Here is a 24,197-nt window from a genome sequence, read left to right as displayed (position 1 = left end):
GGTGCCGGTCATCGACCCCCATCCGGGCGTGACGTTCGACCCTCGCGTCCCGAGCAGACCAAGGAAGCACCCATGGCGTCCAGCCTGACGAAGGACACCGCCGCGCAGGGGAACCCTGCATCCGGCGGCAAGACCTTCTTCGGCCACCCCCGCGGACTGGCCACTCTCTTCATGACCGAGATGTGGGAGCGTTTCAGCTTCTACGGCATGCGGGCCCTTCTCGTTCTGTACCTGATCTCGGGCGGCACGGATGCCAAGCCCGGGGCCCAGGGCGGCGGTCTCGCGATGACGATGGCCACGGCGTCGGCGATCTACGCGGTCTACCTCGCGATGGTCTACCTGCTGGCCATGCCCGGCGGCTGGTTCGCCGACCGCGTCTGGGGCCCGCGCAAGACGGTGATCATCGGCGGTTGCGTCGTGATCCTCGGTCACCTCACGCTGGCGGTGCCCGGCACCGCGATGTTCTTCGCCGGTATGGCACTGGTCGCGCTCGGCTCCGGCCTGCTGAAGGCCAACATCTCGACGATGGTCGGTCACCTCTACGACGGTCCGCAGGACCCGCGCCGTGACGGTGGCTTCACGATCTTCTACATCGGCATCAACGTCGGTGGCTTCGCCGCCCCGCTGGTCGTCGGCACCATCGGCCAGAGCGTCAACTGGCACCTCGGCTTCGCGACCGCCGCGGTCGGTATGGCCCTGGGTCTGATCCAGTTCGCCATCGGCACCCGTCACCTCTCGCCGATCAGCAGCACCGTGCCGACCCCGCTCTCCGTCCAGGAGCGCAACTCCTGGCTGCGCAAGGGCCTGATCTGGCTGGCCGTGGCCGCGGTCTTCTACGGCATCGTCGTCGGCACCGGCACCTTCACCCTGAACTGGGCGCTGATCCCGATCGCGCTGCTCGGCCTGATCATCCCGGTCTCGGTGCTGGCGCGGATCAAGCGCGACAAGGATCTGTCCGCCGAGGAGCAGACGAAGGTCAGCGGCTACATCTGGTTCTTCGCCGCCGCCGCCGTCTTCTGGATGATCTTCGACCAGGCCGGCTCCACGCTGAGCGGCTTCGCGGAGAAGAACACCGCCGACACCGTCTTCGGCCTGCACTTCCCGTCGACGTGGTTCCAGTCCGTCAACCCGCTCTGGGTGATGGCGCTGGCCCCGGTCTTCGCCTGGATGTGGCTGGCGCTGGCCAAGCGCCTCAAGGAGCCGAGCACCACGGTCAAGTTCGCCATCGGCATGCTGATGATCGGCGTCTCGTACTTCGTCTTCATCGTCCCGATGGGGATGTCGTCGGACGGCACCAAGGTCAGCCCGATGTGGCTGCTCATGGTCTACATGATCCAGACCATGGGTGAGCTGTGCCTCTCCCCCGTCGGCCTGTCGGTCACCACCAAGCTGGCGCCGGAGAAGTACGCCAGCCAGATGCTGGGCGTCTGGTTCCTCGCCGTCACCGCGGGCGACTGCATCGTCAGCCTGCTCTCCACGGCCGGTGCCGACCTGAGCGGTACGGGCGTCCTCGCCGCGGAGGCCACCCTGGCCGTCCTGGCGGGTGTGGCGATCTGGCTGAACCGCAGGAAGATCCTCGGGCTGATGGGCGACGTGCGCTGACGCGTCCCCCGGCCCACCACGAGGGCCCGGCACACCACGCTCGGTGTGCCGGGCCCTCGTGCATGCGGGGCCGGTCAGCGGCGGGCCCGGCGCCAGGGGGTGCCGAGCAGGAGGGCGCCGCCGAGCAGCAGCACGGTGCCGGCGAAGAGGCCGAGGGCGGTCAGCCCGCCGTGGTCGCTCGCGCCGGTGTCGGCGAGACCGCCCGCCGCGCCCCCCGTGGAGCCCGAACCGCCCGTGGAGCCGGACGTGCCGCCCGCCGCGGCCGTCCCGCCGGAGGCGCCGCCGGGCCGGGCCGCGGTGTCGAGGGTCAGGGAGGCGCCCGGGTCCTTCTCCGGGGTGCAGGTGGTGGTCGTGCCCAGGGCGTTGACGGTCAGGACGCCGGGGGTCAACGTGGTGCGGCCGGTGGCGCCCGGGGTGTAGGCGCCCTTGAGGTCGGGGATCTCGATGGGCTGCCCGGACTTGATGGGCGCGGCGTTGGGCGGGCCCTCGACCTTGACGGTGCCCTTGTCCGCGCCGCCCAGCGCGACCGCCATCGACGGCTTGACCGAGCCCTTGGGGATGTCCGCGGGGCTGTCCATCACGGACTTGGCGAACTTCACCGTCAGGTCGTAGCCACCGCCCTTCGCCACCGCGTCGATCCGCACCGGCGAGGTGGCCTTCTTGTCCCCGATCGGCGTCTTGCAGGCGTACGGGACCTGCACCTGCTTCCCCTGGTGCGCGGTGCCGTCGGGCTCACCGCCGGAGCCGCCGGTGCTGCTGCCGCCTGAGCTGCCGCCGGTGCCGCCTCCGGAATCGGAGCCTCCGGTGCCGGTGCCGCCGTCCGTACCGCCGGTGGACGTCCCGCCCGCGGCCGCACCGCCGGAGCCGCCGGAGCCGCCGGACGAGGTGCCGCCCGCCGCCGTCCCTCCGGAGTCGCCGCCCCCGGTCGTACCGCCGCCGTCGGTCACCTTGATCGTGACGGCCGGTTTCACCTGCTCCTTCGGGACGCACTTGGTGTCGGTGGAGATCGGCTTGTTGACGTTGATCGTGTACGCGCCGGGGGTCAGCGTCACCTCCCCCGGCTTCTCCAGCTTCAGCGTGCCCTTCATGTCCGCCAGCACCATCGGGCTGTTCTTCGGGATCGGCGGATTGCTCCGCGGCCCCTTCATCGCCAGCTCACCGGCCTGCGCCCCGGCGAGCTGCACCACGCCGGAGGGCTGCACGGTGTCCTTGTCCAGGTCGAGGACGTCCGGGTTCTTCGAGGCGGCGGTGACCGTCTTCCACACCACCTCGATCTCCTCGCCGACCTTCGCGGTGGCCGGTGCGCTCAGCGCCACCGTGGTGGTGCCCTCGATCGGCGGCAGCCCCGAGATCGGTGGCGGGGTGCACTCCGTCCGGTACGCGGTGTCCGCCGCCTGCGCGATCGGGGCCGTGGCCACCAGCCCCGCGCCCGCGAGCAGCAGCGCCGCCCCGGCGGCCACCCCCGCTCTCCTCCGTTGCCCCATCACGCTCCTCCGTTTCCTCATCACGATGGCCCTTCCCCTGTCGGTGGTGCGGTGGATGTGGTCGCGGACGGTGCGGTGTCCGGGGTGTACCAGGGCAGTGCGGCCGGGTGGTCCGCCGCTGCGGTCCCCCCGTCCGTACCGCCACGAAGAGTGCGCAGCCGGGCGCGCCACCGGCCCGGCGCCCGGGGCCCGGTGGCCCCGCGGGCGGACCCGGCGGCGCGCGGCGCCGGTGCGGTCCGCGGCCGTACCCGGTCGACGACAGCCATCCCGGCGCGGAAGACGGCGACGGGCACCACCACGCAGAGCAGCACCCAGAACAGCGTCACGCCCCAGGGCCGCCCGACGCCCCATGCCTGTTCGACCAGCAGCTTGCCGCCGTACCTGGCCGAGACCCGGTAGTCGCCGTGGGCGCCGGCCGCCAGTTCCACGTCCAGCGCGACGCGGGCCTTCTTCCCGGCGGGCACGGTGCCGCGCCACTGCCGGTCCTCCCACTGGGGCGCGAACACGCCGTGCGCGGTGCCCACCGTGAAGACCGGGTCCTTCGCCGGTACCGCCCCGGTGTTGCCGACCGTGAAGGTCAGCCGCCGCCGCGGGGGCGCGCCGAACCAGGTGAGCAGGTTGTCGCCGCCGGTCAGTTCGGGCCCGGAGACCACGGCGAGGCGGGCGCCGGTCTCCTTCGGCAGCGGCGCGACGGGGAGCCCGGCGACCGCGAACGGCACGTCGTCGGCGGCCGCCGGGCCGGTCACCGTCGCCACGTGCACCACACAGGGACAGGGCTTGGGCGGCTCGGCCACCGGCAGCGCGGTCCGGAACGCGCCGGAGGCATCGGTGGTGACCGCCCGTCCGTCGCCGTTGGCGCAGGAGTTGGTGCCGCCGATCATGTTCTGGCCGCAGATCAGCAGGGTGAGCAGCGCCTTGGGCCGCCAGCCGCGCCCGGAGACGGTCACCGTGCCGCCGGTCCCGGCCTGTGCGGTACCGACCTCGGCGGTGGGCGCTCCCGCGGCGCTGCTTCCCGGGGCCGCGGCCGCGGCCGGCGCGTACGGCAGCAGCGCCGCGCCCAGGACGAGGACGGCGGCGGCCGCGCGGCGCAGCCGGGCCCGTACCGTACGGCGTGCCGCTCCCCGGCTCACGGTCGGTCTCCCACGCGCGTCAACTCCCTTGTCTCCGAGGTGTGTTGGTCCGGTGGTGCGGTGCGTCCGGCGCGGCGTCGGCGGCGCCACAGCGCGCCGCCCGCGCCCGCGGCGACGGCGAGCGCCCCGGCGCCGAGCGCGCCCCGGGAGAGGGGTGCGTACCCGGCGCGCGCCAAGGCGTGTGCGCCCCCGGCGGCGGTGACGGTGAGGGTCACGTCGACGGCATCCAGGGCGGGCGGATCGGACCAGGTCTCGGTACGCCGGACGCGCTGTCCGGGGGCGAGCGTCAGCGGCAGCGCGCGGGCCGGGCGGCGCAGCGCGGTCCCGAGGACGCCGTCGGCGCGGACCGCGAGGCGGGGCCGGAGCACCGTGGTGCCGCGGTTGACCAGCGTGTAGCGGATCTCCGCGCCCTCGTCGCCCCGGGCCACCGTGACATCCTCGACGGCCAGCGCGGCGAGCGCGGGCCCGGTCACCCGCAGATGGACGGGGACGCTCCGCCCGCCCCCGGGGCCGTCGGCGCGCAGTACGGCGGTGCGCTCTCCGGGTGCGGCGTCCCGGGGCACCCGGACGGTGAACGGCACGGCCGCCCGGGTCCGCGCCGGGACGCGCACCCGGTCCGCGGCGGGCGCGAGCCAGGCGGAGGCGTCCGTACCGCCCGGGGCCGGGGCGCCGCGCAGCCGGACGGTGACGGGGTGTCCGGCCGGGTTGGTCACCGCGAGCCGGTCGGCCAGGACGGTGCCGGGCGCGCCCTCCAGGTAGAAGAACGGCCGGTCGTCGCCGGTCGGGCGGCTCCCGGCGCCGGGCGCGGGCGCGGCCGACCAGCCGGGCCGGGCATCGGCCGCCGCGGCGCCCGGGGGCCGGCACACCGGCGCGGCGAGCGTCGCGAGCGTCGCGAGGGCCACGGACGCGCCACGGGTACGGAACGGCATCGACTGCTCCTGGTGCTCGTGCTCGTACGCGTACGGAAGGGGCGGCGCGGTGCGGGCGCGCGCCCCGGGGAGGTGCGACGGCGGGTCAGGCGGCGCGGCGGCGACCGAGCCAGAGGGCGCCGGCCGCCCCGGCGAGCAGCACGGTGCCGCCGAAGGTGCCGAGGGCGACGGCGGAGTCCGCGGGCCCGGTCTGCGGCAGCTGCCCGCCGGAGCCGGACGCGCCCCCGCCCGAGGAGCCGCCGGACGCGCCGCCCGACCCGCCGGAGCCGCCCTTGACGTCCAGGCTGAGCGACGGCTTGGGGCTGTTGGCGGGGGTGCAGGTGGTCGTGGTGCCGAGCGCCTTGATGGTCAGCTCGCCCGCGGTGAACGTCACCTTGCCGCTGGCCTTGGGGGTGTACGTACCGCTCAGGTCACTGATCTTGATGGGGGTGTTGGCGGGGATCGCCTGGTCGTTGGGCGGACCGGTCACCGGCACCGTCCCCTTGTCCGCGCCGCCCAGTTCGATGACGGCGGAGGGTTTCATGGCGCCCTTGCCCAGCTCGACGGGGCTGGACGAGACGCCCTTCCGGAACGACATGACGAGCTGGTACCCGCCGCCGCTCGGGGTGGACCTGATGTCGATGGGCGAGACGGCGCCCTTGTTGCCGATCGGGGTCTTGCACTGGTAGTTGACGTCGACGACCTCGGCGTGCGCGGCCGGTGCGGACAGCAGCACCGCAGCTCCGGTCAGCGCGACGGCGACGGCGGGCCGGGCCGCGCGGCGGGGGCGGCGGATCTGCGGTGCGTGGAAGCGGGCCACCTCTCGTTCCCTTCTCCCGGGTCCAGGGGCGCGGCGGGGCCCGTGCGGGCCGCGGGCCCGGCGGCCCCGTACCGTCCCTGGGCGCCGCCCGTTTTACTGACGGCGCATCAGATGGGTGGCTCAAGGTACGCCGGGGACCGCGAAGGGGGAAGGCACTGCGCGGGGCGGATCGGGGCGGAACGCACGGAGGGCGCGGACCCTCCGGTCCACGCCCTCATCTCCCGGCCGCGCCGGGCTCCCGGGCGGCGCGCGCCGCCCGTCACCGCTCAGGACGGAGCGGCCAGTTCGGCCCAGACGGTCTTGCCGGGGCCGTCGGGGTTGCGGACGACACCCCAGTCGAGGCAGAGCCGCTGCACGATGAACATGCCGTGCCCGCCGGGGCGTCCGGCGCGGTGCGGGGTGCGCGGGGCGGGCGATCCGGCGCCGAGGTCGCCGACCTCCAGTCGCAGCACCTTGGCGGTGCAGCGCAGCCGCAGCTCCTCGGGGCCCTCGGCGTGCAGGCAGGCGTTGGTGACCAGCTCGGAGACGACCAGCAGGACGTCCTCGGCGGCCGCGCGCTGATCGGCGGTGGCGGCCGGCAGCCAGCCCCAGTCCTGGAGGGCCTCACGGGCGAAGTCCCGGGCGCGCGCGACGGCCCCTCGGGTGCCGCTCAGGCGCAGCCTGCGGACCTGGCCGACCGGGGCGGCGGCCGGGGCCACGGCGGAAGCGCCGGCGCTGCCCGACTCCGGGCCGAGGTCGCCCGGCGGGTACGGCCGGGTGGTGCTCATCAGCGCTTCACCTCACCGATTCGCCTTTTCACGGAAAACGGATAACTGACAGATTCAACGGATTCAGATGTCTCCTGCCCGACCGGACCGTGAGAACACCCACTTCTTGGGAACGGAAGATGTGACGCGGACTACGCGTCCGGAATGCCGCCCCCCGGAGCATCCTCCGTCACCCTTCGCCGGCCAGTGCCGCGTCGAGTGAGTCGTGCACCGTGAAAACCGCCTCCGCGCCGGTGATCTCGAAGACGCGGGCCACCACGGGCTGCATCGCGACGAGATGGACCCCGCCCCCCGCGGCCTCCGCCTTGAGCCGGGCGCCGAGCAGGACGTTGAGTCCGGTGGAGTCCATGAATTCCAGGGGTTCACAGTCGACCACCAGGCGGGCGCGCCCCTCCGCCACGCACCCCTCCAGCGCGTCACGCAACAGATCGGCGGTGTGGTGATCCAGCTCACCCGCCGCCGTCACGACCGCGCTGGCGCCGTGATGCCGGATCGCGACGTGAAGCCGGCCCCGGCTCGCACTGCCGACCGTCCCGCGGTCCATGCGCGCGCACCCCTCTTGCTGTCTCGACGTCGTTTGCCTATGACTGCGCTCATCGAACCCTACGCCTTCGCTTCACACAGGGGTAGCTGAACAATCCGCATATAACACCAAATACGGACATCGCACACTTGCCATCTTCCAGCAAAGCCAGGTAGGCGTAGATGCAGACACATTCGCCACGGCCGGCTTTGGAGGCGCCGCACACCGCAGCTTCACGTAGAGGCATCGGCAGCCATATGCCGAGAACGATGGAGGAGACCATGTCACCCCGGCTCGACGAAATGCGCACCGACGACACCCGGCAGCACACCTCGTCGACACCCCCGTCCGACCCGACCGGACAGATCCCTTCCCAGCCGGCCGCCGCCGAACCCGAATTGCCGGTGGTGCCCGGAATCGACGGACTGCCCGAGATCCCGCCGTTCGACGAGGTGGGTCCGGTCGATGCGAGGGCCCTGTCCAAAACCCTCTTCGAGCGCCTCGAATCGCTCGAGGAAGGCACCCACGAATACGCCTACGTCCGTAACACCCTGGTCGAACTCAACCTCGCCCTGGTCAAGTTCGCAGCCTCCCGGTTCCGCTCCCGCAGCGAGCCGATGGAGGACATCGTCCAGGTCGGCACGATCGGTCTGATCAAGGCGATCGACCGGTTCGAACTGAGCCGCGGCGTCGAGTTCCCGACGTTCGCGATGCCGACGATCGTCGGCGAGATCAAGCGTTTCTTCCGCGACACCAGCTGGTCGGTGCGTGTGCCGCGGCGGCTGCAGGAGCTCCGCCTCGACCTCGCCAAGGCCGGTGACGAACTGGCCCAGAAGCTGGACCGTGCACCCACGGTCGGCGAGTTGGCCGAACGTCTCGGCATCACCCGGGACGAGGTCGTGGAGGGCATGGCGGCGAGCAACGCGTACACCGCGAGTTCGCTCGACGCCCAGCCCGAGGAGGACGACAGCGAAGGCGCGCTGGCGGACCGTATCGGCTACGAGGACCACGGACTCGAAGGCATCGAGTACGTCGAATCCCTCAAGCCGCTGATCGCCGAACTCCCGCCGCGCGACCGCAAGATCCTGTCGCTCCGTTTCGTCGCCAACATGACCCAGTCCGAGATCGGCGAGGAGTTGGGCATCTCCCAGATGCACGTCTCCCGGCTGCTCTCGCGCACCCTGGCACGGTTGCGCAAGGGTCTGATGATCGACGAGTGAGATTCCGCGGTCGCCACCGGTCCACCGGCCGGTGTCCGCCCGCGCGAAGGAGGGCCTGCCCCGGGCGACTCGGGGCGGGCCCTCCTCCGTGTCCGGGGCCCGTGCGGGCCCCTGTGTCGCGGCTCAGGCCACCCGGACGCCCTTGCGCCAGACGCCCGACACCAGCGGGACGCCGGGCCGGTAGGCGAGGTGGACGTGCGAGGGCGCGTCCAGCAGCGTGAGGTCGGCGCGCGCGCCGGGGGCGATCCGGCCCACGTCGGTACGGCGCAGCGCCCGCGCACCGCCCGCCGTCGCCGCCCACACCGCCTCGTCCGGCGTCATCCGCATGTCCCGTACGGCGAGGGCGATGCAGAACGGCATCGACGAGGTGAACGACGAACCGGGGTTGCAGTCCGTGGAGAGCGCGACGGTCGCCCCCGCGTCCAGCAGGCGGCGCGCGTCGGGCCAGGTGGCGCGGGTGGAGAACTCCGCGCCGGGCAGCAGCGTCGCGACGGTGGCGGAGTTGGCCAGCGCGTCGACATCGGCGTCGGTCAGATGGGTGCAGTGGTCGGCGGAGGCCGCGTCCAGCTCCACGCCGAGCTGTACACCGGGCCCGTAGGACAGCTGGTTGGCGTGGATGCGGGGCAGCAGGCCGCGCCGCTTGCCCGCGGTGAGGATGGCGCGGGCCTGATCGCCGTCGAAGGCGCCCTTCTCGCAGAAGACGTCGATCCACCGGGCGTGCGGGGCACAGGCGTCCAGCATCGGGCCGGTGACGAGGTCGACGTAGCCGGCCGGGTCGTCGGCGTAGTCGGGCGAGACGATGTGCGCGCCGAGGTAGGTGACCTCGTCGGTGTGCTCCCCGGCGATGCGCAGCGCGCGGGCCTCGTCCTCGACGGTCAGGCCGTAGCCGGACTTGGTCTCGAAGGTGGTGGTGCCCTGGCGCAGCGCCTCGGCGAGGTAGTGGGCGACGTTGGCGGAGAGCTGGTCGTCGGTGGCGGCGCGGGTGGCGGCGACGGTGGTGCGGATGCCGCCCGCCTCGTAGGCGCGGCCGGACATCCGGGCGTTGAACTCCTGGGTGCGGTCGCCGCCGAAGACCAGGTGGGAGTGGGAGTCGACGAAGCCGGGCAGGGCGGAGCGGCCGCCGGCGTCGACGGCGTTGTCAGTGGCGGGTGTTTTGCTGGACGGACCGACCCAGGCGATGCGGTCGCCGTCGATGACGACGGCCGCGTCCTGGATCAGACCGAGGGGGCCTTCGCCGAGGGAGGGGTCGTTGGTGACGAGCTGGGTGAGATGGGTCAGTGCGGTGGTGGTCATCGCGGTGGTGTTCTCCTTCGTCCGCTGGTTCGTCCGCTGGGGGCGCGTCAGTCGCTGGTGCGCACGGCGGCGATGGCCGCGGCGAGTTCGGTGGGCACGTCCGGCACCAGCGTGTGCACGCCGTCGCGGACGATCTGCCGGCCGCCGACGACGGTGTGCCGTACGTCGGCCGCCGTCGCGGCGAATACCGCGGTCTCCGCGGCGAGCCGGGGCGGCGGGCCCGCGGTCCGTACGGAGTCCAGCGCGATCGTGGTGAAGTCCGCGAGGGCGCCGGTGGTCAGGGTGCCCGCACCCTCCCAGCCGAGGGCGGCGTGGCCGTCGGCGGTGGCGGCGCGCAGCAGCGCGGCGGCGGTCCAGTGGCCGCGGGCGCGGGTGCGCAGCCGCTCGTTCAGCTCCATCGCGCGGGCCTCTTCGAAGAGGTCGATGACGGCGTGGCTGTCGCTGCCCAGGGAGAGCGGGCTGCCGCTCTCCTGGACGCGGACGGCGGGGCCGATGCCGTCGGCGAGGTCGCGTTCGGTGGTCGGACACATGCACACACCGCTCCCGGCGCCGCCGAGCAGGCCGATGTCCTCCTGGGTGAGGTGGGTGGCGTGCACCGCGGTGGTGGCGCGGCCGAGGGCGCCGTGGTCGGCGAGGAGGCGGGTGGGCGTGCAGCCGTGGGCCTCCTGGCAGGCGTCGTTCTCCGCGGTCTGCTCGGAGAGGTGGACGTGCAGCGGGGCGTCGCGCTCGCGGGCCCAGTCGGCGACGGTGCCCAGCTGCGCGGCGGGCACCGCGCGGACGGAGTGGATCGCCGCGCCGATGCGGGCGTGTTCCGCGCCCTTGAGGGCGGCGGCGCGCTCGGCCCAGGCGTCGGCGGTGCCGTCGGAGAAGCGCTGCTGGTGCGGGGCGGGCGGGGTGCCGAAGCCCGCGGAGAGGTAGGCGGTGTCGAGGAGGGTGATGCGGATACCGGCGTCGGCGGCGGCCGCGATCAGTGCCTCCCCCATGGCGTTGGGGTCGGCGTAGGCGCCGCCGCCGGGCCGGTGGTGGAGATAGTGGAACTCGCCGACGCAGGTGATGCCGGCCAGCGCCATCTCGGCGTAGACGGCCCGCGCGAGGGCGTGGTAGCTGTCCGGGTCGAGGCGGGCGGCGGTGTCGTACATGACCTCGCGCCAGGTCCAGAAGGTGCCGGAGCCCACCTGCACGGTGGAGCGCAGCGCCCGGTGGAAGGCGTGCGAGTGGGCGTTGGCCAGGCCGGGCAGCGTCAGTCCGCGCAGGACGACGGCGCCGGGCGGCGGGGTGGCGGTGCCGGTGCGGACGGCCGTGATCCGCCCCTGCGCGGTCTCGACGGTCACACCGGGCTCGGTGTGGGTGCCGAGCCAGGCGTGTTCGAGCCAGTAGACGACCGCGCCCCGCGGGGTGGGGCGTTCGGGGGCGGTGTCCTGCGGTGCCGTTCCGTGCGGCGTCGTGTCCTGCGGCGTCATGCGCACGCGAGCCCCTCCAGTACGTCGGCGAGTGCGGTGACCCCGGCGACGCAGTCGTCCTCGGCCGCGGTTTCGGCGGGCGAGTGCGAGACGCCGGTGGGGTTGCGTACGAACAGCATGGCGGTCGGCACGGTCGCCGAGAGGATGCCGGCGTCGTGTCCGGCGCCGGTGCCGAGGACGGGGACGGGCCGTCCGTCGCCGGCGCGGGCGAGCAGGGTGCCCAGCTCGTCGCGGAGGGCGTGGCCGAATTCCACGACGGGGGTGAAGGATTCCCGGACGACGCGCAGGTCGACGCCGTCGCGGGCGGCGCTCTCCGCGGCGGCGCGCTCGATCTCCTTGACGACGGTGTCCAGGATGTCCTGGTCGGCGGCGCGGGAGTCGAGCCAGCCGCGGACGAGCGAGGGGATCGCGTTGACGCCGTTCGGCTCGACGCTGATCTTCCCGAAGGTGGCCAGGGCGCCCGCGGTCCGGGCGGCCTCCCGGGCGGCGAGGACGGTCCGGGCGTAGCTGAGCATGGGGTCGTGGCGGTCCTCCAGGCGGGTGGTGCCCGCGTGGTTGGCCTCGCCGTGGAAGTCGAACCGCCAGCGGCCGTGCGGCCAGATGGCGGAGGCGATGCCGACCGGGTCGCCGGTCAGGTCGAGGGCGCGGCCCTGCTCGATGTGGAGCTCCACGAAGGCACCGATCCGGTCCAGCCGGTCGCGGTCGGGGCCGATCGCGTCGGGGTCGTATCCGGCGCGCTCCATGGCCTGCGGGAGGGTGACGCCGTCGCCGTCGCGCAGCTCACGCGCGTCCTCGGGGGTGAGGGCGCCGGCGCTGAGCCGGGAGCCGACGCAGGCGAGCCCGAAGCGGGCGCCCTCCTCGTCGCCGAAGTTGACGAGGGCCAGCGGCGCGCGGAACTCCGCTCCCCGGCGGCGGAGCTCGTCCAGCGCGGCGAAGGAGGAGACGACGCCCAGCGGGCCGTCGAAGGCGCCGCCGTCCGGGACGGAGTCCAGGTGGGAGCCGGTGACGACGGCCGAGCCGGGGGCGACCTCGGTGTACGAGCGGACACCGAGCCAGGCCCACTGGTTGCCGTTGCGGTCCAGCTCGTAGGCGAGACCGCGGGACTCGGCCTGGGCGCGGAACCACGCACGGCAGTCGGCGTCGGCGGGGGTCCAGGCGTGCCGGCGGTAGCCGCCGGAGGAGGTGTCGCGGCCGAGGGGCTGCAACTCCCGCCACATGGTGTGGAACGACGCGGGCCGGCCGGTCATGCGCGCACCCCCGTCGTGGGTGCGGCAGCGCCTTCGGTCGGAACGGGACGAGGTCCTGGCACAGGTGCCTCCCGGCAGCGATTGGATCGGGATATTCACATATTGACTTCGCTGAATATGCCTAGTCAACAGGACGAAGAGGGCGGCGACCGCCGCGACCGGACCGGGTGCCCGCCAGGATTCACCCCGTTTTTGACTTGCCCGCCGGGAAAGCCGGTGTTAGCTTTCCCAGTAGGCAAGTAACTCACGGGGAGGGGACGACCATGACCACACCGGTCGATGCGGAGCGCGCCTGGCAGGACCTGCAGCGCATCCGGGTGCCGCAGGAGCGGGTCTACGACGAGGTGGAGCGCTGCGCCTCCGGCGACCCGGCCACCACCTCCACCACGGCCGCACTCATGTGGCTCTTCGTCGCCAGCTGGGGCCTGGCCCTGCCCCACTGGACCTTCTGGCTGGTGACGGTGGCCTACGTCGCGCTGCTCGGCACGCTGATCGCCCTGCGCACCCGCCGCGCCCGGGTGCGGCTGCACCGCTCGCGCCACACCTGGCGCTCCGGCGTCTCCGCCCTGCTCGGCGCCGTGGTGACGCTCACCACCCTCCTGCTCTCGGGGTACCTCGCCGAGACCCTGCGGCTGCCGCTGCCCACCGTCGTCCAGGCCACCGTCTCCGCGGGCGTCTTCCTGCTCTGCGCCGGCCCGATGAACCGCTGGACGCTGACCGCACTGCGCGGCCACGGCGCCCGCCCCGCCCCGAGCGGCACCCCTGCCGCGCCGCCCGCCCGATGATCCGCCCCCGTGGTGAGGAGTACGCCCGATGAGCACCCCGACAGGCTTCGACGAACTGATCCATCCGGCGACCCGGCTGTCCGTGGTGGCGCTGCTCGCGGCCACCGAATGGGCCGACTTCCCGTTCATCCGGGACAGCCTCTCGCTCAGCGACTCGGCGCTCTCCAAGCAGCTGCACACCTTGGAGGAGGCCGGGTATCTGGAGATCCGCAAGGAGGGCGGCGGCCGTCGGCGCCGCACCAAGGTCCGGCTCACCGGCCGGGGCAGGTCCGCGTTCGAGGGCCATGTGGCGGCGCTCCGGGCCATCGTGGAGAACGCCCCGACCGCCTCCCCCGCGGCCGCCGCACCCACCGGGGAGAGCGCCGCCCCGGCGCCCGCCACCGCCGAGGCGACCCGATGACCGCGTCCACGGTGCCCGCGCGCCCCGGCGGCGCCCCGGTGATCCGGGTGCGTGAGCTGCGGATGAGCTACGGCTCCCGGGAGGTGCTGCGCGGGGTGGACCTGGAGGTGCACCGCGGCGAGATCCTCGCCCTGCTCGGCCCGAACGGCGCCGGCAAGACCACCATCGTGGAGATCCTGGAGGGCTTCCGGCGGCGCTCGGCGGGCGAGGTCGAGGTGCTGGGCACGGATCCGGCCCACGGCGACGAGACCTGGCGCGCCCGGCTCGGCCTGGTCCTGCAGACCTGGCGGGACCACGGACGCTGGCGGGTCGGCGAGCTTCTGGCCCACTTCGCGTGCTACTACCGCGCGCCGCGCGACCCGGAGGCGTTGCTGCGCCTCGTCGGCCTCAGCGACCAGGCCGGTCAGCAGGTGGCCCGGCTCTCGGGCGGCCAGCGACGGCGCCTCGACGTGGCACTCGGCATCGTCGGCCGCCCCGAACTCCTCTTCCTGGACGAGCCGACCACCGGTTTCGACCCCGAGGCGCGCCGCGATTTCCACACCCTGGTCGAACGGCTGGCCCGGGAGGAAGGGGTGACGGTCCTGCTCACCACCCACGACCTCATGGAGGCCGAGCGGCTGGCCGACCGCATGGCGATGCTGGTCAAGGGCCGGATACGGGCCTGCGGTACGCCCCGGGAGCTGGCCCGGCGGGCGGCCGCGCGGGCGGAGGTCCGCTGGACGGCCCCGGACGGCACACCGCGCCGGGAGCGGACCGCCGACCCCTCCCGGCTGGTCTGGGAGCTGCACCGGTCGGCCGACGGCCCCCTCCCCGATCTGGAGGTCCGCCGCCCGACGCTGGAGGACACCTACCTCCACATGCTGCACGGGAAGGACGGTGCAGCCGGTGCGGCCGGTGCGGCCGATCCGGCGACGGACGGGGCGCGGGGCGCCACGGACGAGGCGGCGCACGCGGCCTGATCCTGCGGCACCGCACAGACGCGCGCACGGACACGGCCACAGACGCAGACACGGCCACAGGCACGGCCGCAGACACGGACGACGAGGAACAGCACGGGGGGAATGACGCCATGACAGCTACAGGGGCGGACACAGAAGCAGGCGCGGAGACGGCTGCGGCGGGAGCGGTCGGCTGTGCTCCGGGCGGGGTTCGGGGGACCGGCCCGGGGGATGCCGGTGCGCGAGGGCGGATCCGGCGCGCCGGATGGGCGCGAGGTGTCATCGAGATACGGCATCTGCTGCGCAGCCGTAAGGAGATGGGCGGGCATCTGCTCAACGTCGTGGTCGCGCTGGTGATCGCGGGGACGCTGAGCGGCACCGTCCCCGGCACCCGGACCCCGATGGGGCATCTCACCCTCGCCGGGTTCGCCGCGTATCTGCTCTTCCAGGTGGGGCTGATCAACCTGCCGCAGATGATGGTGACCGAGCGCGAGGAGGGCACGCTGCTGCGGCTGCGGGCCACGCCGGGCGGCATACCGGCCTATCTGCTGGCCAAGTCGCTGCTGATGGTCGCGGTGGCCGTGGGCACGCTGGTGGTGCTGCTCGGGGCGGGTGCGTTGCTGGTGGACGGGCCGCTGCCGCACGGGCCGGGCGACTGGCTGACGCTGCTGTGGGTGACCACGCTGGGCCTGCTCGCCGTCATACCGCTGGGCGCCGCCATCGGCGCCGTCCTCCCCAACCCGCGGGAGGCGCTGGCGCTGCTGACGCTGCCGGTGATGGCGCTGCTGGTGACGTCGGGGGCGATGTTTCCGCTGAGCGCGCTGCCCGAGGCGGTCCAGCGGGTGGCGTCCTGTTTCCCGCTGCGGTGGATGGCGCAGGGCATACGGTCGGCGCTGCTGCCGGACGCGGCGCGGGCGGCGAAGCCCGCCGGGTCCTGGGAGCTGCCGTGGGTCGCGCTGGTGCTGGCGGCGTGGGCGGTTCTCGGGTTCCTGCTGGCCGTACCGCTGCTGCGGCGGGCCACCCGGCGGGAGTCCGGGTCGCGGCTGTCCGCACGGCGGCGGAAGGCGGAGCTGAGCGGCGCCGGGGTGGCGTAACAGCTCGGTGACCGGTCCCTGGACACCTGTGGCGTCGCACGGCAGAGCGATGATGGAGTGACGACATGACTGGCCTCACCACTGGTTCTCCGACCGTTCCGGGCCTCACGGACCGGGACCGTGCCGTACGGGCAGCCGTCGAGCAGGGGCTCGTGAGCCCCGCCGCACCCGTCGCCGGGCTGCTGGATGTCGCGGGGGTGCGGCGCTCGGCGGCCGAACTCCGTTCCGCGTTCGCCGAGTTCACCGATGCCGGGGTCCCCGTGCTGCACGCGTTCGCGGTGAAGGCGGCGTCGCTGGTGCCGGTGCTGCGGCTGCTCACCGACGAGGGGCTGGGCTGCGAGGTGGCCAGCCCCGGGGAGTTGGCGCTGGCCCGCGCGGCGCGCGTCCCGGTGCGGCGCACGGTGCTGGACTCCCCCGCCAAGACCCCCGCCGAGCTGCGGGAGGCCCTGGCGCTCGGCATCGCGGTCAACATCGACAATCCGGAGGAGCTGGCCCGGGTCGACGCGCTGGTGTCGTCGGCACCGACCGGCGCGCCACTGGGGCTGCGGGTCAATCCGCAGCTCGGCGGCGGCAGCATCGGCGCGATGAGCACCGCCACGGACACCTCCAAGTTCGGGGTGGCGCTGCGGGACGAGGGGGCCCGCGAGTGGGTGGTGTGGGCCTACCAGGACCGCCCGTGGCTGACCCGGCTGCACGGCCATGTCGGTTCGCAGGGCATGGCGTTGCCGCTGATGGCCGACGGGGTCCGGGCGCTGTTCGACCTCGCCGAGGAGATCAACGCGCGGGTGGGGCGGACGCAGGTCGACACCCTCGACATCGGCGGCGGGCTGCCGGTGAACTTCACGTCCGACCGGGTCACGCCCACGTACCGGGAGTATGTGGAACTGCTGCGGGAGCGGGTGCCGGGGCTGTTCCGGGGGCGGTACGGGCTGGTGACCGAGTTCGGCCGGTCACTGCTGGCCAAGCACGGCACCGTCGTGGCGCGGGTGGAGTACGCGAAGTCGGCGGGCGGGCGGCCGATCGCGGTCACCCACGCGGGGGCGCAGGTCGCCACCCGGACGGTGTTCGTGCCGGACGCCTGGCCGCTGCGGGTCGCCGCGTACGACGCGCGGGGGCTCCCCAAGGAGGGGCCGGCGGTCGCCCAGGACATCGCCGGGCCGTGCTGCTTCGCAGGCGATCTGGTCGCCGAGAACCGCCCGCTGCCCCTCCTGGAGTCCGGCGACCACACCGCGCTCCTGGACACCGGCGCCTACTACTTCTCCACCCACTTCGCCTACAACTCCCTGCCCCGGCCCGGGGTGTACGGCTACACGGCGGACCCGTCGGGCGAGGTCCGCTTCGCGACCGTCCGTACGCCGCAGACCCTGGAGGAGCTGACGGCGGAGAGCGGCGGGGCACACGGGGAGGGGTTGCGCACGCTGCGGTGAGCTGAGGGGCTCGGGCGGTCGGCCGAGGCGCTGCGGGCACGTATGGCGCGAGCCACCGGGCCAGGCCACGGCGGCGCGAGCCGGCGCGGCCACCCGGGACCGGCCGCCCGCAGGCGTCCCGCCCGTCCCGCCCGCCGCGCTACCGCCGCGGCGTCCCCGAGCCCGTACGGCGGCGCGGGGTGCGGGCGCCGCCCGGGGCGGCGTCGCCCGCGGCCAGGCCGGTGGTCCGGTGGCCGGGGACGGTGCGCCCCGCGGCGCCACCGCGTACCGCCGCTTCGGTACGGACCCAGAGCAGGGCGTCGTGCTCCCGTTCCCAGCGGCCGAGCCACAGGGCCTTGGCCCACAGTCCGAGTGCGGCGCCCGCCAGCAGCAGACCACCGGCCGCCGGCAGGGCGAACGACGAGGCGACGGCGGCCGGGAAGGCGAGCAGCAGCCATCGGCGGTGGGCCCGGCGCCAGGCGCGGAGGGTGACCGCCCGGTCCTGGAGGACGACGGCACGGTCGGCCCGTTCCGCGGCTCCCAGCAGGGCGTTCCAGCGGCGGCGGCGCGCGGCGTACACCGCGAACGCGACGATCAGGCCGCCCGCGATCCCGGCGAGCACCCCGATCCGCCGCCCGGTCAGCCCCGGCGGCAGCGCCCCGATTCCGGCCGCGAGCAGTCCGGACCACCACAGCCACCCGGCCGGCGCCCGGACGATCACCGCCACCCGCGCCAGCCCATAAGCCCCACGCCCCACACCGGACCTCCTCACCTCGACCACGCCGCACGGACGGCCCGGCGCGGCCTCATCCGCGTGCCGGCACGCCCGTACCGTCACGTCTGCACCGACACCCCCGTACCGGCCGCGGATCGTAGTAAGTCCGGATGAGGATTCCCTGAGACGGGAGACAGGAGGCGGGCGGCGGAGGACGGGCGGCGAGAGACGGCGAACGGCCACGACGGACCGGCCCGGAACCGCAGGCCCGGGCCCAGACCAGAGGTCCCCCGAGGCACCCGTCCCCGGGGCCTCACTCCACGAACAGCCCCCGTGCCGCCGCCTTCGCGTCGAACTCCTCCAGGCTGGCTTGGGCCCCGGGCAGGGCGTCGCACATCGCCTCCAACAGGACGCGGCCCAGGAGCATCGGGGCGCAGACCGTGTCGAAGGTCAGGCCGGTGCCGACGGGGGCGGGCAGCAGCAGGTCGGTGTGGTGGGCGACGGGGGCGAAAGCGCTGTCGGCGACGGTGACGACGGTGAGCCCGACGGCGCGCGCGTACTCCAGCGCCTCGACGACCTCGCGCGGATGACGCGGCAGCGCGAAGCAGAGCAGGGCGCTCGCCCCGGCGCGTACGGCGGCGTCGATGCGGTCGGCGAGGAGCGAGCCGCCCTCGTCGAGGAGGCGGACGTCGGGGTGGACCTTGCGGGCGAAGTAGACGAACCCGGCGGCCTGGGCGGTGGCCGCGCGCAGGCCGAGGACGGGCAGCGGGCGGGAGGCGGCGAAGAGCCGGCCCGCCCGGACGACCGGTTCCGGGTCGGCGAGGACGGCGGCGAGATGGCGGAGGTTGTCGATCTCCGCCTGGACCGCCTGCTGGTACTCGTTGGCCACGGCGGTGGCGTCCGGGGAGGTCGGGGCGGTGTCGCGCAAATGGCGGCGGAGCGCCGGGTAGCCGTCGAAGCCGAGGGCGACCGCGAAGCGGGTCACGGAGGGCTGGCTGACCCCGGCGAGTTCGGCGAGTTCGACGCTGGAGAGGAACGGCGCGTCGGCGGCGCGGCGCACCATGCAGTGGGCGATCCGCCGCTGGGTGGGCGTCAGCCGCCGCCCCTCGAAGAGCCGCTGCAACCGGGCGGCCGCCGCATCGCCACCGGCCGCACCGGCCACCGGGGCCCCGGCCGCCGCACCACCGTCTGCCGGCACCTCGACCGCACCGGCCGCCGCACCACCCTCCGCCGAGGCCCCGGCCAGACCGGCCTCCCCCGTACGCGTCGTGCCCGTCGTGCCCGTCGTCCGCATCGCACCCGTCACACCCGTGGCGCCGGCCGCACCGCCGCCGTCGTGCCCGTCCCCGTCCCCGCTCATCGCCTCTTCCTCCCGGCCCGGTCGGGGGCCATGTCGTCTACCGATCGACTCTACGGAAACTCCGGCCCCGCGACGCACCTCCGATCCCGCCGCAAGCCCGCCCTGACACCCCCGCCGTACGCCCGCCCGGGGGCCGGCGCCGGCCGGGCGCCCGAATCGGACCGCACCGGACCAGACCTCACCGAACCGGGCTCCCTTCCACCCCGTCCGGCACAGATGCCCCACTCCCACCTATTGACCTTCCATTCACTCCACCCTAATTCTGAATGAATTCATACAGGAGTCCCCCAAGGAGGTGGTGTCCATGGCCGGTGTGGTGGAAAAACGCTCGATCGATGTCGTCCCGGACGAGGAGCGGCACGGCAGCGCGTTCAACCAGTTCACGCTCTGGCTGGGCGCCAACCTGCAGATCACCGCGGTGGTCACCGGGGCGCTGGCCGTCGTCTTCGGCGCGACGCCCTTCTGGGCGCTGGCCGGACTGCTGGTCGGCAATCTGCTCGGCGGCGCCGTGATGGCGCTGCACTCCGCGCAGGGCCCCCGGCTCGGACTACCGCAGATGATCACCTCGCGGGCCCAGTTCGGGGTGCGCGGCGCCATCGTCCCGCTGCTGCTGGTCATCGTGATGTACATCGGCTTCTTCGCCAGCGGCACGGTGCTGGCCGGACAGGCGGTCGGTGAGCTGACGCATCTCGGCGACACCACCGGAATCATCGTGTTCGCGCTGGTCACAGGTGTCGCCACGGCCGTCGGCTACCGCCTGATCCACCTCCTCGGCAAGGTCGCCGGGCTGGTGTGCGCGCTCGCCTTCGTCTACCTCGGCGCCCGCCTCCTCCACCAGGCCGACCTCGGCGCGCTGCTGCATCCGCACGGTTTCGGGCTGCCCGTCTTCCTGCTCGCCGTCTCCCTGTCGGCCTCCTGGCAGCTGGCGTTCGGCCCGTACGTCGCCGACTACTCGCGCTATCTGCCGCGCCACACCTCGACCCGGGCGACGTTCTGGTGGACGCTGTCCGGCTCGGTGCTCGGCTCGCAGTGGTCGATGACGTTCGGCGCGCTGGCCGCCGCGGCCGCGCCCGCCGCCTTCGTCGGCCACGAGGTGACGTACGTCGTGGGCCTCGGTGGCACCGGGCTGATCGCCTCGCTGCTCTACCTCGTCATCGCGCTCGGCAAGCTCACCATCAACATCCTCAACACCTACGGTGGCTTCATGTCGCTGGTGACCGGCGTCAGCGGCTTCCGCGGCCGGCGAACCCTGTCGCCGCGCGCCCGGATCGCGTACATCGCCGGGATCATGGTGGCGGGCACCGTCGTCGCGCTGCTGGGGAAGGATTCCTTCCTCACCGCGTTCAAGGACTTCCTGCTGTTCCTGCTGACGTTCTTCACACCGTGGTCGGCGATCAACCTCGTCGACTACTACCTGATCTCCAAGGAGCGGTACGACATCCCCGCGCTCACCGACCCGCGCGGCCGCTACGGCGCCTGGAACGGCACGGCGCTCTCGGTCTACGCGGTCGGCGTCCTGGCCCAACTGCCGTTCCTGGCCACCGCGTTCTACACCGGCCCGCTGGTCGGCCCGCTCGGGGGCGCCGATGTCTCCTGGATCGTCGGCCTGCTGGTACCGGCCGTGCTGTACGGGATCTTCGCCCGGCGTGACACGGGGCGGCTGGTGCCGCCGGAGCCGGCCGCGGCCGTCGCCGAGGGGCCCGAACCGGCCACGCCCCGCTGAGCCCACCGCACCCAGGGAAGAGGAGCGGGGACCGCCGCACCCCGGCCGTGGCCGGGGTCGGGACGACGGCGGTCCCCGCGGGGGACGCGTTCCGGGCCAGGACCGGAGGCGGCGTCCCGGCGAAGCTGGAGGTCCGGGAGCCGCTCCGGAGTTCCGATCGCCGTGACCGACAATCTGCCGGACCCGTGTTAAGCGCGTGCTGCGTCCACATGACACATGTGCACATCTTGCGCGGCGGGGCGGCGGGTGCCGCGCGCCGGGACGGCCGGGCCCCCGCCGGCCGCCCCGCCTCACACCGGAAGGGCCGTCACTTCCCCGCTTCGCGCGCCAGGTACGCCAGCAGGTCCTGCCGGCTGACGACGCCCTTCGGCTTGCCCTCGACCAGGACGATGGCGGCGTCCGCGCCCTCCAGGACGGCCATCAGGTCGGCGACCGGTTCGCCGGAGCCGACCTGCGGCAGCGGCGCCGACATGTGCTTCTCCAGCGGGTCCGACAGCGAGGCGCGCTGGGCGAAGAGCGCGTCGAGCAGCTCCCGCTCGACGACGGAGCCGACGACCTCGGCGGCCATCACGTCCGGGTGTCCGGCGCCCGGCTTGACGATCGGCATCTGGGAGACGCCGTACTCGCGCAGCACCTCGATCGCCTGGCCGACGGTCTCCTCCGGGTGCATGTGCACCAGCGACGGCAGCGCGCCCTCCTTGTGGGCCAGCACCTCGCCGACGGCGGCGGCGCCGCCCTCCTCCAGGAAGCCGTAGTCGGCCATCCACTCGTCTGAGTCAATCCGCCAACATGTGTATAGTTTCCGACTAGCAAGTTCCGACTAGCAACTTTATCGGAGGGCATGGTGGCCGGTTCCTCGCGCAGCTTCCTCAACCCGGAGCTGGTGAGCGCCCTGAAGGAGGGACACACCTTCGAAGAGTGGCTGGATGGCCGAATACCGGGCGTGGACTACTCCCGGATCAGCGGCGACCATGCCCTCCGCTCCTCGACGCGGGCGAAGACGAGGGAGGTCGGCACCGGCGTCCGGCACCAGCACGAGGAGAACGCGGAGACGGCCGTCGAGCACGGCATCGCGATCGTCAAGTTCTTCGAGGACAACAACATCACCGCCGCCGACCCGGAGGTGGTGAGGCCGAGCTTCATCGACATGACCCGCTCGCTGCACTATCGGAAGACCTCCGAGGGTTACCCGGTGTGCGCGGTGATCTCGGTCGAGCACGAGCGGGTATGGCGCCTCCCGGAGGACTACATCAAGTTCCGGCGGGCGGTGATCGTCAAGGGCGACGGGCTCTTCATAGAGCGGCGGAAGCCCTATGACCTAGCGAGCGTCGGCGGGAACATCCTGGGCCTGGTCAACTCTGGCGTGTCCGAGGGCGAGGTCACCAAGACCAAGGAGCGGACCGAGCGCAACCTGCGCCGCAGGGCCCAGGACGGGACCTCGCCTGGCGGCCGGCGCCGGTTCGGGTGGCTCGCCCAGGATGTGCGCGAAGGCCGCGGGATGAACATGAAGCTCCACCCCGAGGAGTCGATCATCCTGCGCCACATGATCGACAAGGCCCTGGAGGGTCGAGCGTGGAACTCGATCGCTCGGGACCTCAACGAGTTCGGGATCGTCGGGGCGAGCGGGAAGCCGTGGTCAGGGGCTACGGTGCGGCAGCTCTTGATCAACCCGGTGCTGTGCGGTCAACGAGCCGTGGGTGGCAAGTTGGTGCTCGACAAGAGCGGGAACCCCGTCATGGGCAAGTGGGAGACGATCTGCACGGTCGAGGAGTCGGAGGCTCTGCGGCAGCTCTCCGTTCGCCGGGGGGCCCAGGCGGGTGGCCTCCGGAAGACGAGCCCCGGCCTCGCAGTGCCGGGCTCCCCGGAGTCGCGGACGCGGAAGTACCTGTTCTCAGGCTTCCTGCGCTGCGGCGCCCCGCGCAAGGACGACCCGTCCAAGATCTGCAACTCCAAGATGGGGGGCAATCCGCGCCCGACAAAGGCGAAGCCCGACAACTGCGTCTACGTGTGCGCGAGGCTCGACTGCGCTGGGACCTCTCGTCAGATGGCACCCGTGGACGAGTTCCTGGAGGAGCTGATCGTGCGCGCCCTTGAAGCCCGGTACAAGATGACGCAGCCCAAGAAGGTGGAGTGGGCCGGGGCGGCCATGCTCGCCGATGTCCAGGCACGACGAAGCACCCTCGAAACCAAGTGGGCCGAGGGCGCCGTGTCGGACGACTCGTTCTACCGGCTGCTTCCGGGGCTGGATGAGAAGATCGCCGGCCTGGAAGCGGACCGGCGGGACTTCCTGGATGAGCAGGCGGCGAAGAATGCTTTCTCTGGGTGGGACCGGTCGAAGTGGAAGGACATGGATCTGACGCAGAAGCGCGCGGCCATCGGCCGCATCATTCATGCGGTGATCGTCTCGCCGATCCCGAAGGGGCGGTCGCGTAGCGCTCCGTTCGATCCGGATCTGCTCAGGGTCGTTCCCCGGTCGTAGCCGGGTCTGCGAGGCCGAGGATCTGGCGAAGTTCGCGGTCGGTCTCCTCGGTCCAGGCGGGGATCTTGGCCAGTTCGCGGGTGACCCACTCTTCCTTGCTGATGAACTTCATGCGTGACGCCTCCCGGCACCGGCAGGGCCCCCGAGTTCCCTCGGGGGCCCAATTTACGACTAGCAAGTTTCAGGGCAGGAGAATGCTGCCCTGGGGCCAGATGACCCGGCTGATACCGGCGGAGCCGATCAGCTTCGAGCAGTCCCGGCAGGGGGCCCGGGTGATGTAGAGCGTCGAACCCTGGCAGTCCGCCCAGTCCGCGTACAGGAGACAGTTAGCCTCCGCGTGCGTCTCGATGCAGGCTCCGTAACCGGTTCCCGTGGGAGCGTCGGAGCGACAGCGAAGGCACCCGCCACCAAGGCACGACGGTCCCCCCGGAGGGGCACCGTTGTACCCCGTAGCCGCGATTCGCCGATCTGGGCGAACCAGGACGGCCCCCACACGCGCACGTAGGCAGTCACCGCGGACCGCAACCGCTTCTGCAATGCCGAGGAAGTACTCATCCCATCCGGGCCTGTCCACCGCGCTCACTCGTCGTCCGCGTCGGCGATGACGTACGTCGGCCCGCCGACTTCGTTGCCCCAGTAGTCCTGGGCCATCTCCTGGGCGAGGACGTGAGGGACGCCGGCCTGGATCGCTTCGAGGTAGACGAGGCCGGTGATCCGTGCGGCTGCGACCGCGAACGAGCCGCGCTTCTCCAGCCGGGCCGCGTTGAACTCGGCCTCCAGGTTCTCCATCATCTCGTTCAGACCATTTTCTTCATTCATTCATGCTCCTCGTAGGTAAGGCGT

At 73.1% G+C, this 24,197-nt stretch carries 23 protein-coding genes and 1 pseudogene; 9 read left to right on the top strand and 15 right to left on the bottom strand.

The features are described 5' to 3' along the window. The first annotated feature begins 72 nt into the window (after nt 1-72). Nucleotides 73-1,602, top strand: coding sequence for a peptide MFS transporter (locus ACF1BH_RS21640; RefSeq protein WP_391644481.1), 1,530 nt, complete (start codon nt 73-75; stop codon nt 1,600-1,602). 74 nt (nt 1,603-1,676) lie between these two features. On the opposite strand, the gene ACF1BH_RS21635 is transcribed toward ACF1BH_RS21640, so the two are convergent. The 6 genes from ACF1BH_RS21635 to ACF1BH_RS21610 all read right to left on the bottom strand — a co-directional run bounded on the left by ACF1BH_RS21635 (nt 1,677) and on the right by ACF1BH_RS21610 (nt 7,255). Next, a complete protein-coding gene (locus ACF1BH_RS21635; RefSeq protein ID WP_391644479.1) occupies nt 1,677-3,086 on the bottom strand; it encodes a hypothetical protein in 1,410 nt (469 codons plus the stop codon). Between the two features lie 20 nt (nt 3,087-3,106). Next, on the bottom strand, nt 3,107-4,216 hold the full coding sequence (locus tag ACF1BH_RS21630; protein ID WP_391644477.1) for a hypothetical protein: 1,110 nt from the start codon (nt 4,214-4,216) through the stop codon (nt 3,107-3,109). Further along, nucleotides 4,213-5,145: a hypothetical protein gene (locus ACF1BH_RS21625; RefSeq protein ID WP_391644475.1), complete on the bottom strand. Its 933-nt coding sequence runs from the start codon at nt 5,143-5,145 to the stop codon at nt 4,213-4,215. Before ACF1BH_RS21625 ends, ACF1BH_RS21630 begins: the two co-directional genes overlap by 4 nt. A gap of 85 nt (nt 5,146-5,230) precedes the next feature. Further along, on the bottom strand, nt 5,231-5,944 hold the full coding sequence (locus ACF1BH_RS21620) for an LPXTG cell wall anchor domain-containing protein (protein WP_391644473.1): 714 nt from the start codon (nt 5,942-5,944) through the stop codon (nt 5,231-5,233). A gap of 266 nt (nt 5,945-6,210) precedes the next feature. Then, nucleotides 6,211-6,711 (bottom strand): ATP-binding protein, encoded by a 501-nt coding sequence (locus tag ACF1BH_RS21615; protein ID WP_391644471.1) that lies wholly within the window; start codon nt 6,709-6,711, stop codon nt 6,211-6,213. A gap of 169 nt (nt 6,712-6,880) precedes the next feature. Continuing rightward, on the bottom strand, nt 6,881-7,255 hold the full coding sequence (locus ACF1BH_RS21610) for an STAS domain-containing protein (protein WP_391644469.1): 375 nt from the start codon (nt 7,253-7,255) through the stop codon (nt 6,881-6,883). A 248-nt stretch (nt 7,256-7,503) separates the two neighbouring features. Between ACF1BH_RS21610 and ACF1BH_RS21605 the strand changes: the two genes are divergently transcribed. Beyond that, on the top strand, nt 7,504-8,454 hold the full coding sequence (locus tag ACF1BH_RS21605) for an RNA polymerase sigma factor SigF (protein ID WP_391644467.1): 951 nt from the start codon (nt 7,504-7,506) through the stop codon (nt 8,452-8,454). 123 nt (nt 8,455-8,577) lie between these two features. Here the strand turns inward: ACF1BH_RS21605 and hutI are convergent, their stop codons facing one another. From hutI to ACF1BH_RS21590, 3 genes are read right to left on the bottom strand one after another with little or no spacing between them, the layout of a single operon-like run. Next, nucleotides 8,578-9,747, bottom strand: coding sequence for an imidazolonepropionase (gene hutI / locus ACF1BH_RS21600; protein WP_391644465.1), 1,170 nt, complete (start codon nt 9,745-9,747; stop codon nt 8,578-8,580). 47 nt (nt 9,748-9,794) lie between these two features. Then, complete coding sequence (locus tag ACF1BH_RS21595; protein ID WP_391644463.1) at nt 9,795-11,207, bottom strand: formimidoylglutamate deiminase; 1,413 nt, start codon at nt 11,205-11,207, stop codon at nt 9,795-9,797. After that, on the bottom strand, nt 11,204-12,454 hold the full coding sequence (locus tag ACF1BH_RS21590) for an allantoate amidohydrolase (RefSeq protein ID WP_391644461.1): 1,251 nt from the start codon (nt 12,452-12,454) through the stop codon (nt 11,204-11,206). Before ACF1BH_RS21590 ends, ACF1BH_RS21595 begins: the two co-directional genes overlap by 4 nt. A 263-nt stretch (nt 12,455-12,717) precedes the next feature. Between ACF1BH_RS21590 and ACF1BH_RS21585 the strand changes: the two genes are divergently transcribed. The 5 genes from ACF1BH_RS21585 (at nt 12,718) to ACF1BH_RS21565 (ending at nt 17,098) form a co-directional block, all read left to right on the top strand. Beyond that, nucleotides 12,718-13,239, top strand: a complete 522-nt coding sequence (locus tag ACF1BH_RS21585; protein ID WP_391644459.1) for a hypothetical protein — start codon at nt 12,718-12,720, stop codon at nt 13,237-13,239. A 28-nt stretch (nt 13,240-13,267) separates the two neighbouring features. Then, nucleotides 13,268-13,639: a transcriptional regulator gene (locus ACF1BH_RS21580; protein WP_391644457.1), complete on the top strand. Its 372-nt coding sequence runs from the start codon at nt 13,268-13,270 to the stop codon at nt 13,637-13,639. Further along, nucleotides 13,636-14,598, top strand: coding sequence for an ABC transporter ATP-binding protein (locus ACF1BH_RS21575; RefSeq protein WP_391644455.1), 963 nt, complete (start codon nt 13,636-13,638; stop codon nt 14,596-14,598). The genes ACF1BH_RS21580 and ACF1BH_RS21575 overlap by 4 nt, the downstream gene beginning before the upstream one ends. 110 nt (nt 14,599-14,708) lie before the next feature. Continuing rightward, nucleotides 14,709-15,671 carry an ABC transporter permease gene (locus ACF1BH_RS21570; RefSeq protein WP_391644453.1) on the top strand — a complete coding sequence of 321 codons (963 nt, stop codon included), beginning with the start codon at nt 14,709-14,711 and terminating at the stop codon, nt 15,669-15,671. Between the two features lie 65 nt (nt 15,672-15,736). Further along, a complete protein-coding gene (locus ACF1BH_RS21565) occupies nt 15,737-17,098 on the top strand; it encodes a diaminopimelate decarboxylase (protein WP_391644451.1) in 1,362 nt (453 codons plus the stop codon). A 139-nt stretch (nt 17,099-17,237) separates the two neighbouring features. Here ACF1BH_RS21565 and ACF1BH_RS21560 read toward each other — a convergent pair whose 3' ends face one another. Both ACF1BH_RS21560 and ACF1BH_RS21555 read right to left on the bottom strand, forming a co-directional pair. Further along, the gene (locus tag ACF1BH_RS21560; protein WP_391644449.1) at nt 17,238-17,834 is read right to left on the bottom strand and encodes a hypothetical protein; all 597 of its coding nucleotides are present in this window, start codon (nt 17,832-17,834) and stop codon (nt 17,238-17,240) included. 271 nt (nt 17,835-18,105) lie between these two features. Next, nucleotides 18,106-19,152 carry a MurR/RpiR family transcriptional regulator gene (locus tag ACF1BH_RS21555; RefSeq protein ID WP_391644447.1) on the bottom strand — a complete coding sequence of 349 codons (1,047 nt, stop codon included), beginning with the start codon at nt 19,150-19,152 and terminating at the stop codon, nt 18,106-18,108. Nucleotides 19,153-19,456: 304 nt separating this feature from the next. Here ACF1BH_RS21555 and ACF1BH_RS21550 point away from each other — a divergent pair, with 304 nt between their 5' ends. After that, the gene (locus ACF1BH_RS21550; RefSeq protein ID WP_391644445.1) at nt 19,457-20,875 is read left to right on the top strand and encodes a purine-cytosine permease family protein; all 1,419 of its coding nucleotides are present in this window, start codon (nt 19,457-19,459) and stop codon (nt 20,873-20,875) included. 307 nt (nt 20,876-21,182) lie between these two features. On the opposite strand, the pseudogene ACF1BH_RS21545 reads toward ACF1BH_RS21550, so the two are convergent. Then, a pseudogene (locus ACF1BH_RS21545) lies at nt 21,183-21,659 on the bottom strand (CBS domain-containing protein); the annotation flags it as partial. Between the two features lie 57 nt (nt 21,660-21,716). On the opposite strand from ACF1BH_RS21545, the gene ACF1BH_RS21540 reads away from it, so the two are divergent. Further along, nucleotides 21,717-23,354, top strand: coding sequence for a recombinase family protein (locus ACF1BH_RS21540; protein WP_391644443.1), 1,638 nt, complete (start codon nt 21,717-21,719; stop codon nt 23,352-23,354). On the opposite strand, the gene ACF1BH_RS21535 is transcribed toward ACF1BH_RS21540, so the two are convergent. From ACF1BH_RS21535 to ACF1BH_RS21525, 3 genes are all read right to left on the bottom strand, one after another. Beyond that, a complete protein-coding gene (locus tag ACF1BH_RS21535; protein WP_391644441.1) occupies nt 23,332-23,466 on the bottom strand; it encodes a hypothetical protein in 135 nt (44 codons plus the stop codon). The genes ACF1BH_RS21540 and ACF1BH_RS21535 overlap by 23 nt on opposite strands. 69 nt (nt 23,467-23,535) lie before the next feature. After that, nucleotides 23,536-23,928, bottom strand: a complete 393-nt coding sequence (locus ACF1BH_RS21530) for a deoxycytidylate deaminase (RefSeq protein ID WP_391644575.1) — start codon at nt 23,926-23,928, stop codon at nt 23,536-23,538. 5 nt (nt 23,929-23,933) lie between these two features. After that, complete coding sequence (locus tag ACF1BH_RS21525) at nt 23,934-24,173, bottom strand: hypothetical protein (protein ID WP_391644439.1); 240 nt, start codon at nt 24,171-24,173, stop codon at nt 23,934-23,936. Nucleotides 24,174-24,197: the final 24 nt, after the last annotated feature.

Source organism: Streptomyces sp. NPDC014733 (genome assembly GCF_043083385.1).
Lineage (GTDB): Bacteria > Actinomycetota > Actinomycetes > Streptomycetales > Streptomycetaceae > Streptomyces.
The sequence above is the reverse complement of the archived record's forward strand: the minus strand, read 5'-3'. Positions and strand labels throughout refer to the sequence as shown.

Bases quoted from the DNA above. Each gene is read 5' to 3' on its own strand.
- ACF1BH_RS21640 (WP_391644481.1), top strand. From the start codon at position 73: ATGGCGTCCAGCCTGACGAAGGACACCGCCGCGCAGGGGAACCCTGCA.
- ACF1BH_RS21635 (WP_391644479.1), bottom strand. From the start codon at position 3,086: ATGGGGCAACGGAGGAGAGCGGGGGTGGCCGCCGGGGCGGCGCTGCTG.
- ACF1BH_RS21625 (WP_391644475.1), bottom strand. From the start codon at position 5,145: ATGCCGTTCCGTACCCGTGGCGCGTCCGTGGCCCTCGCGACGCTCGCG.
- ACF1BH_RS21615 (WP_391644471.1), bottom strand. From the start codon at position 6,711: ATGAGCACCACCCGGCCGTACCCGCCGGGCGACCTCGGCCCGGAGTCG.
- ACF1BH_RS21610 (WP_391644469.1), bottom strand. From the start codon at position 7,255: ATGGACCGCGGGACGGTCGGCAGTGCGAGCCGGGGCCGGCTTCACGTC.
- ACF1BH_RS21605 (WP_391644467.1), top strand. From the start codon at position 7,504: ATGGAGGAGACCATGTCACCCCGGCTCGACGAAATGCGCACCGACGAC.
- hutI (WP_391644465.1), bottom strand. From the start codon at position 9,747: ATGACCACCACCGCACTGACCCATCTCACCCAGCTCGTCACCAACGAC.
- ACF1BH_RS21595 (WP_391644463.1), bottom strand. From the start codon at position 11,207: ATGACGCCGCAGGACACGACGCCGCACGGAACGGCACCGCAGGACACC.
- ACF1BH_RS21590 (WP_391644461.1), bottom strand. From the start codon at position 12,454: ATGACCGGCCGGCCCGCGTCGTTCCACACCATGTGGCGGGAGTTGCAG.
- ACF1BH_RS21585 (WP_391644459.1), top strand. From the start codon at position 12,718: ATGACCACACCGGTCGATGCGGAGCGCGCCTGGCAGGACCTGCAGCGC.
- ACF1BH_RS21580 (WP_391644457.1), top strand. From the start codon at position 13,268: ATGAGCACCCCGACAGGCTTCGACGAACTGATCCATCCGGCGACCCGG.
- ACF1BH_RS21575 (WP_391644455.1), top strand. From the start codon at position 13,636: ATGACCGCGTCCACGGTGCCCGCGCGCCCCGGCGGCGCCCCGGTGATC.
- ACF1BH_RS21570 (WP_391644453.1), top strand. From the start codon at position 14,709: ATGACAGCTACAGGGGCGGACACAGAAGCAGGCGCGGAGACGGCTGCG.
- ACF1BH_RS21565 (WP_391644451.1), top strand. From the start codon at position 15,737: ATGACTGGCCTCACCACTGGTTCTCCGACCGTTCCGGGCCTCACGGAC.
- ACF1BH_RS21555 (WP_391644447.1), bottom strand. From the start codon at position 19,152: ATGAGCGGGGACGGGGACGGGCACGACGGCGGCGGTGCGGCCGGCGCC.
- ACF1BH_RS21550 (WP_391644445.1), top strand. From the start codon at position 19,457: ATGGCCGGTGTGGTGGAAAAACGCTCGATCGATGTCGTCCCGGACGAG.
- ACF1BH_RS21540 (WP_391644443.1), top strand. From the start codon at position 21,717: ATGGTGGCCGGTTCCTCGCGCAGCTTCCTCAACCCGGAGCTGGTGAGC.
- ACF1BH_RS21535 (WP_391644441.1), bottom strand. From the start codon at position 23,466: ATGAAGTTCATCAGCAAGGAAGAGTGGGTCACCCGCGAACTGGCCAAG.
- ACF1BH_RS21525 (WP_391644439.1), bottom strand. From the start codon at position 24,173: ATGAATGAAGAAAATGGTCTGAACGAGATGATGGAGAACCTGGAGGCC.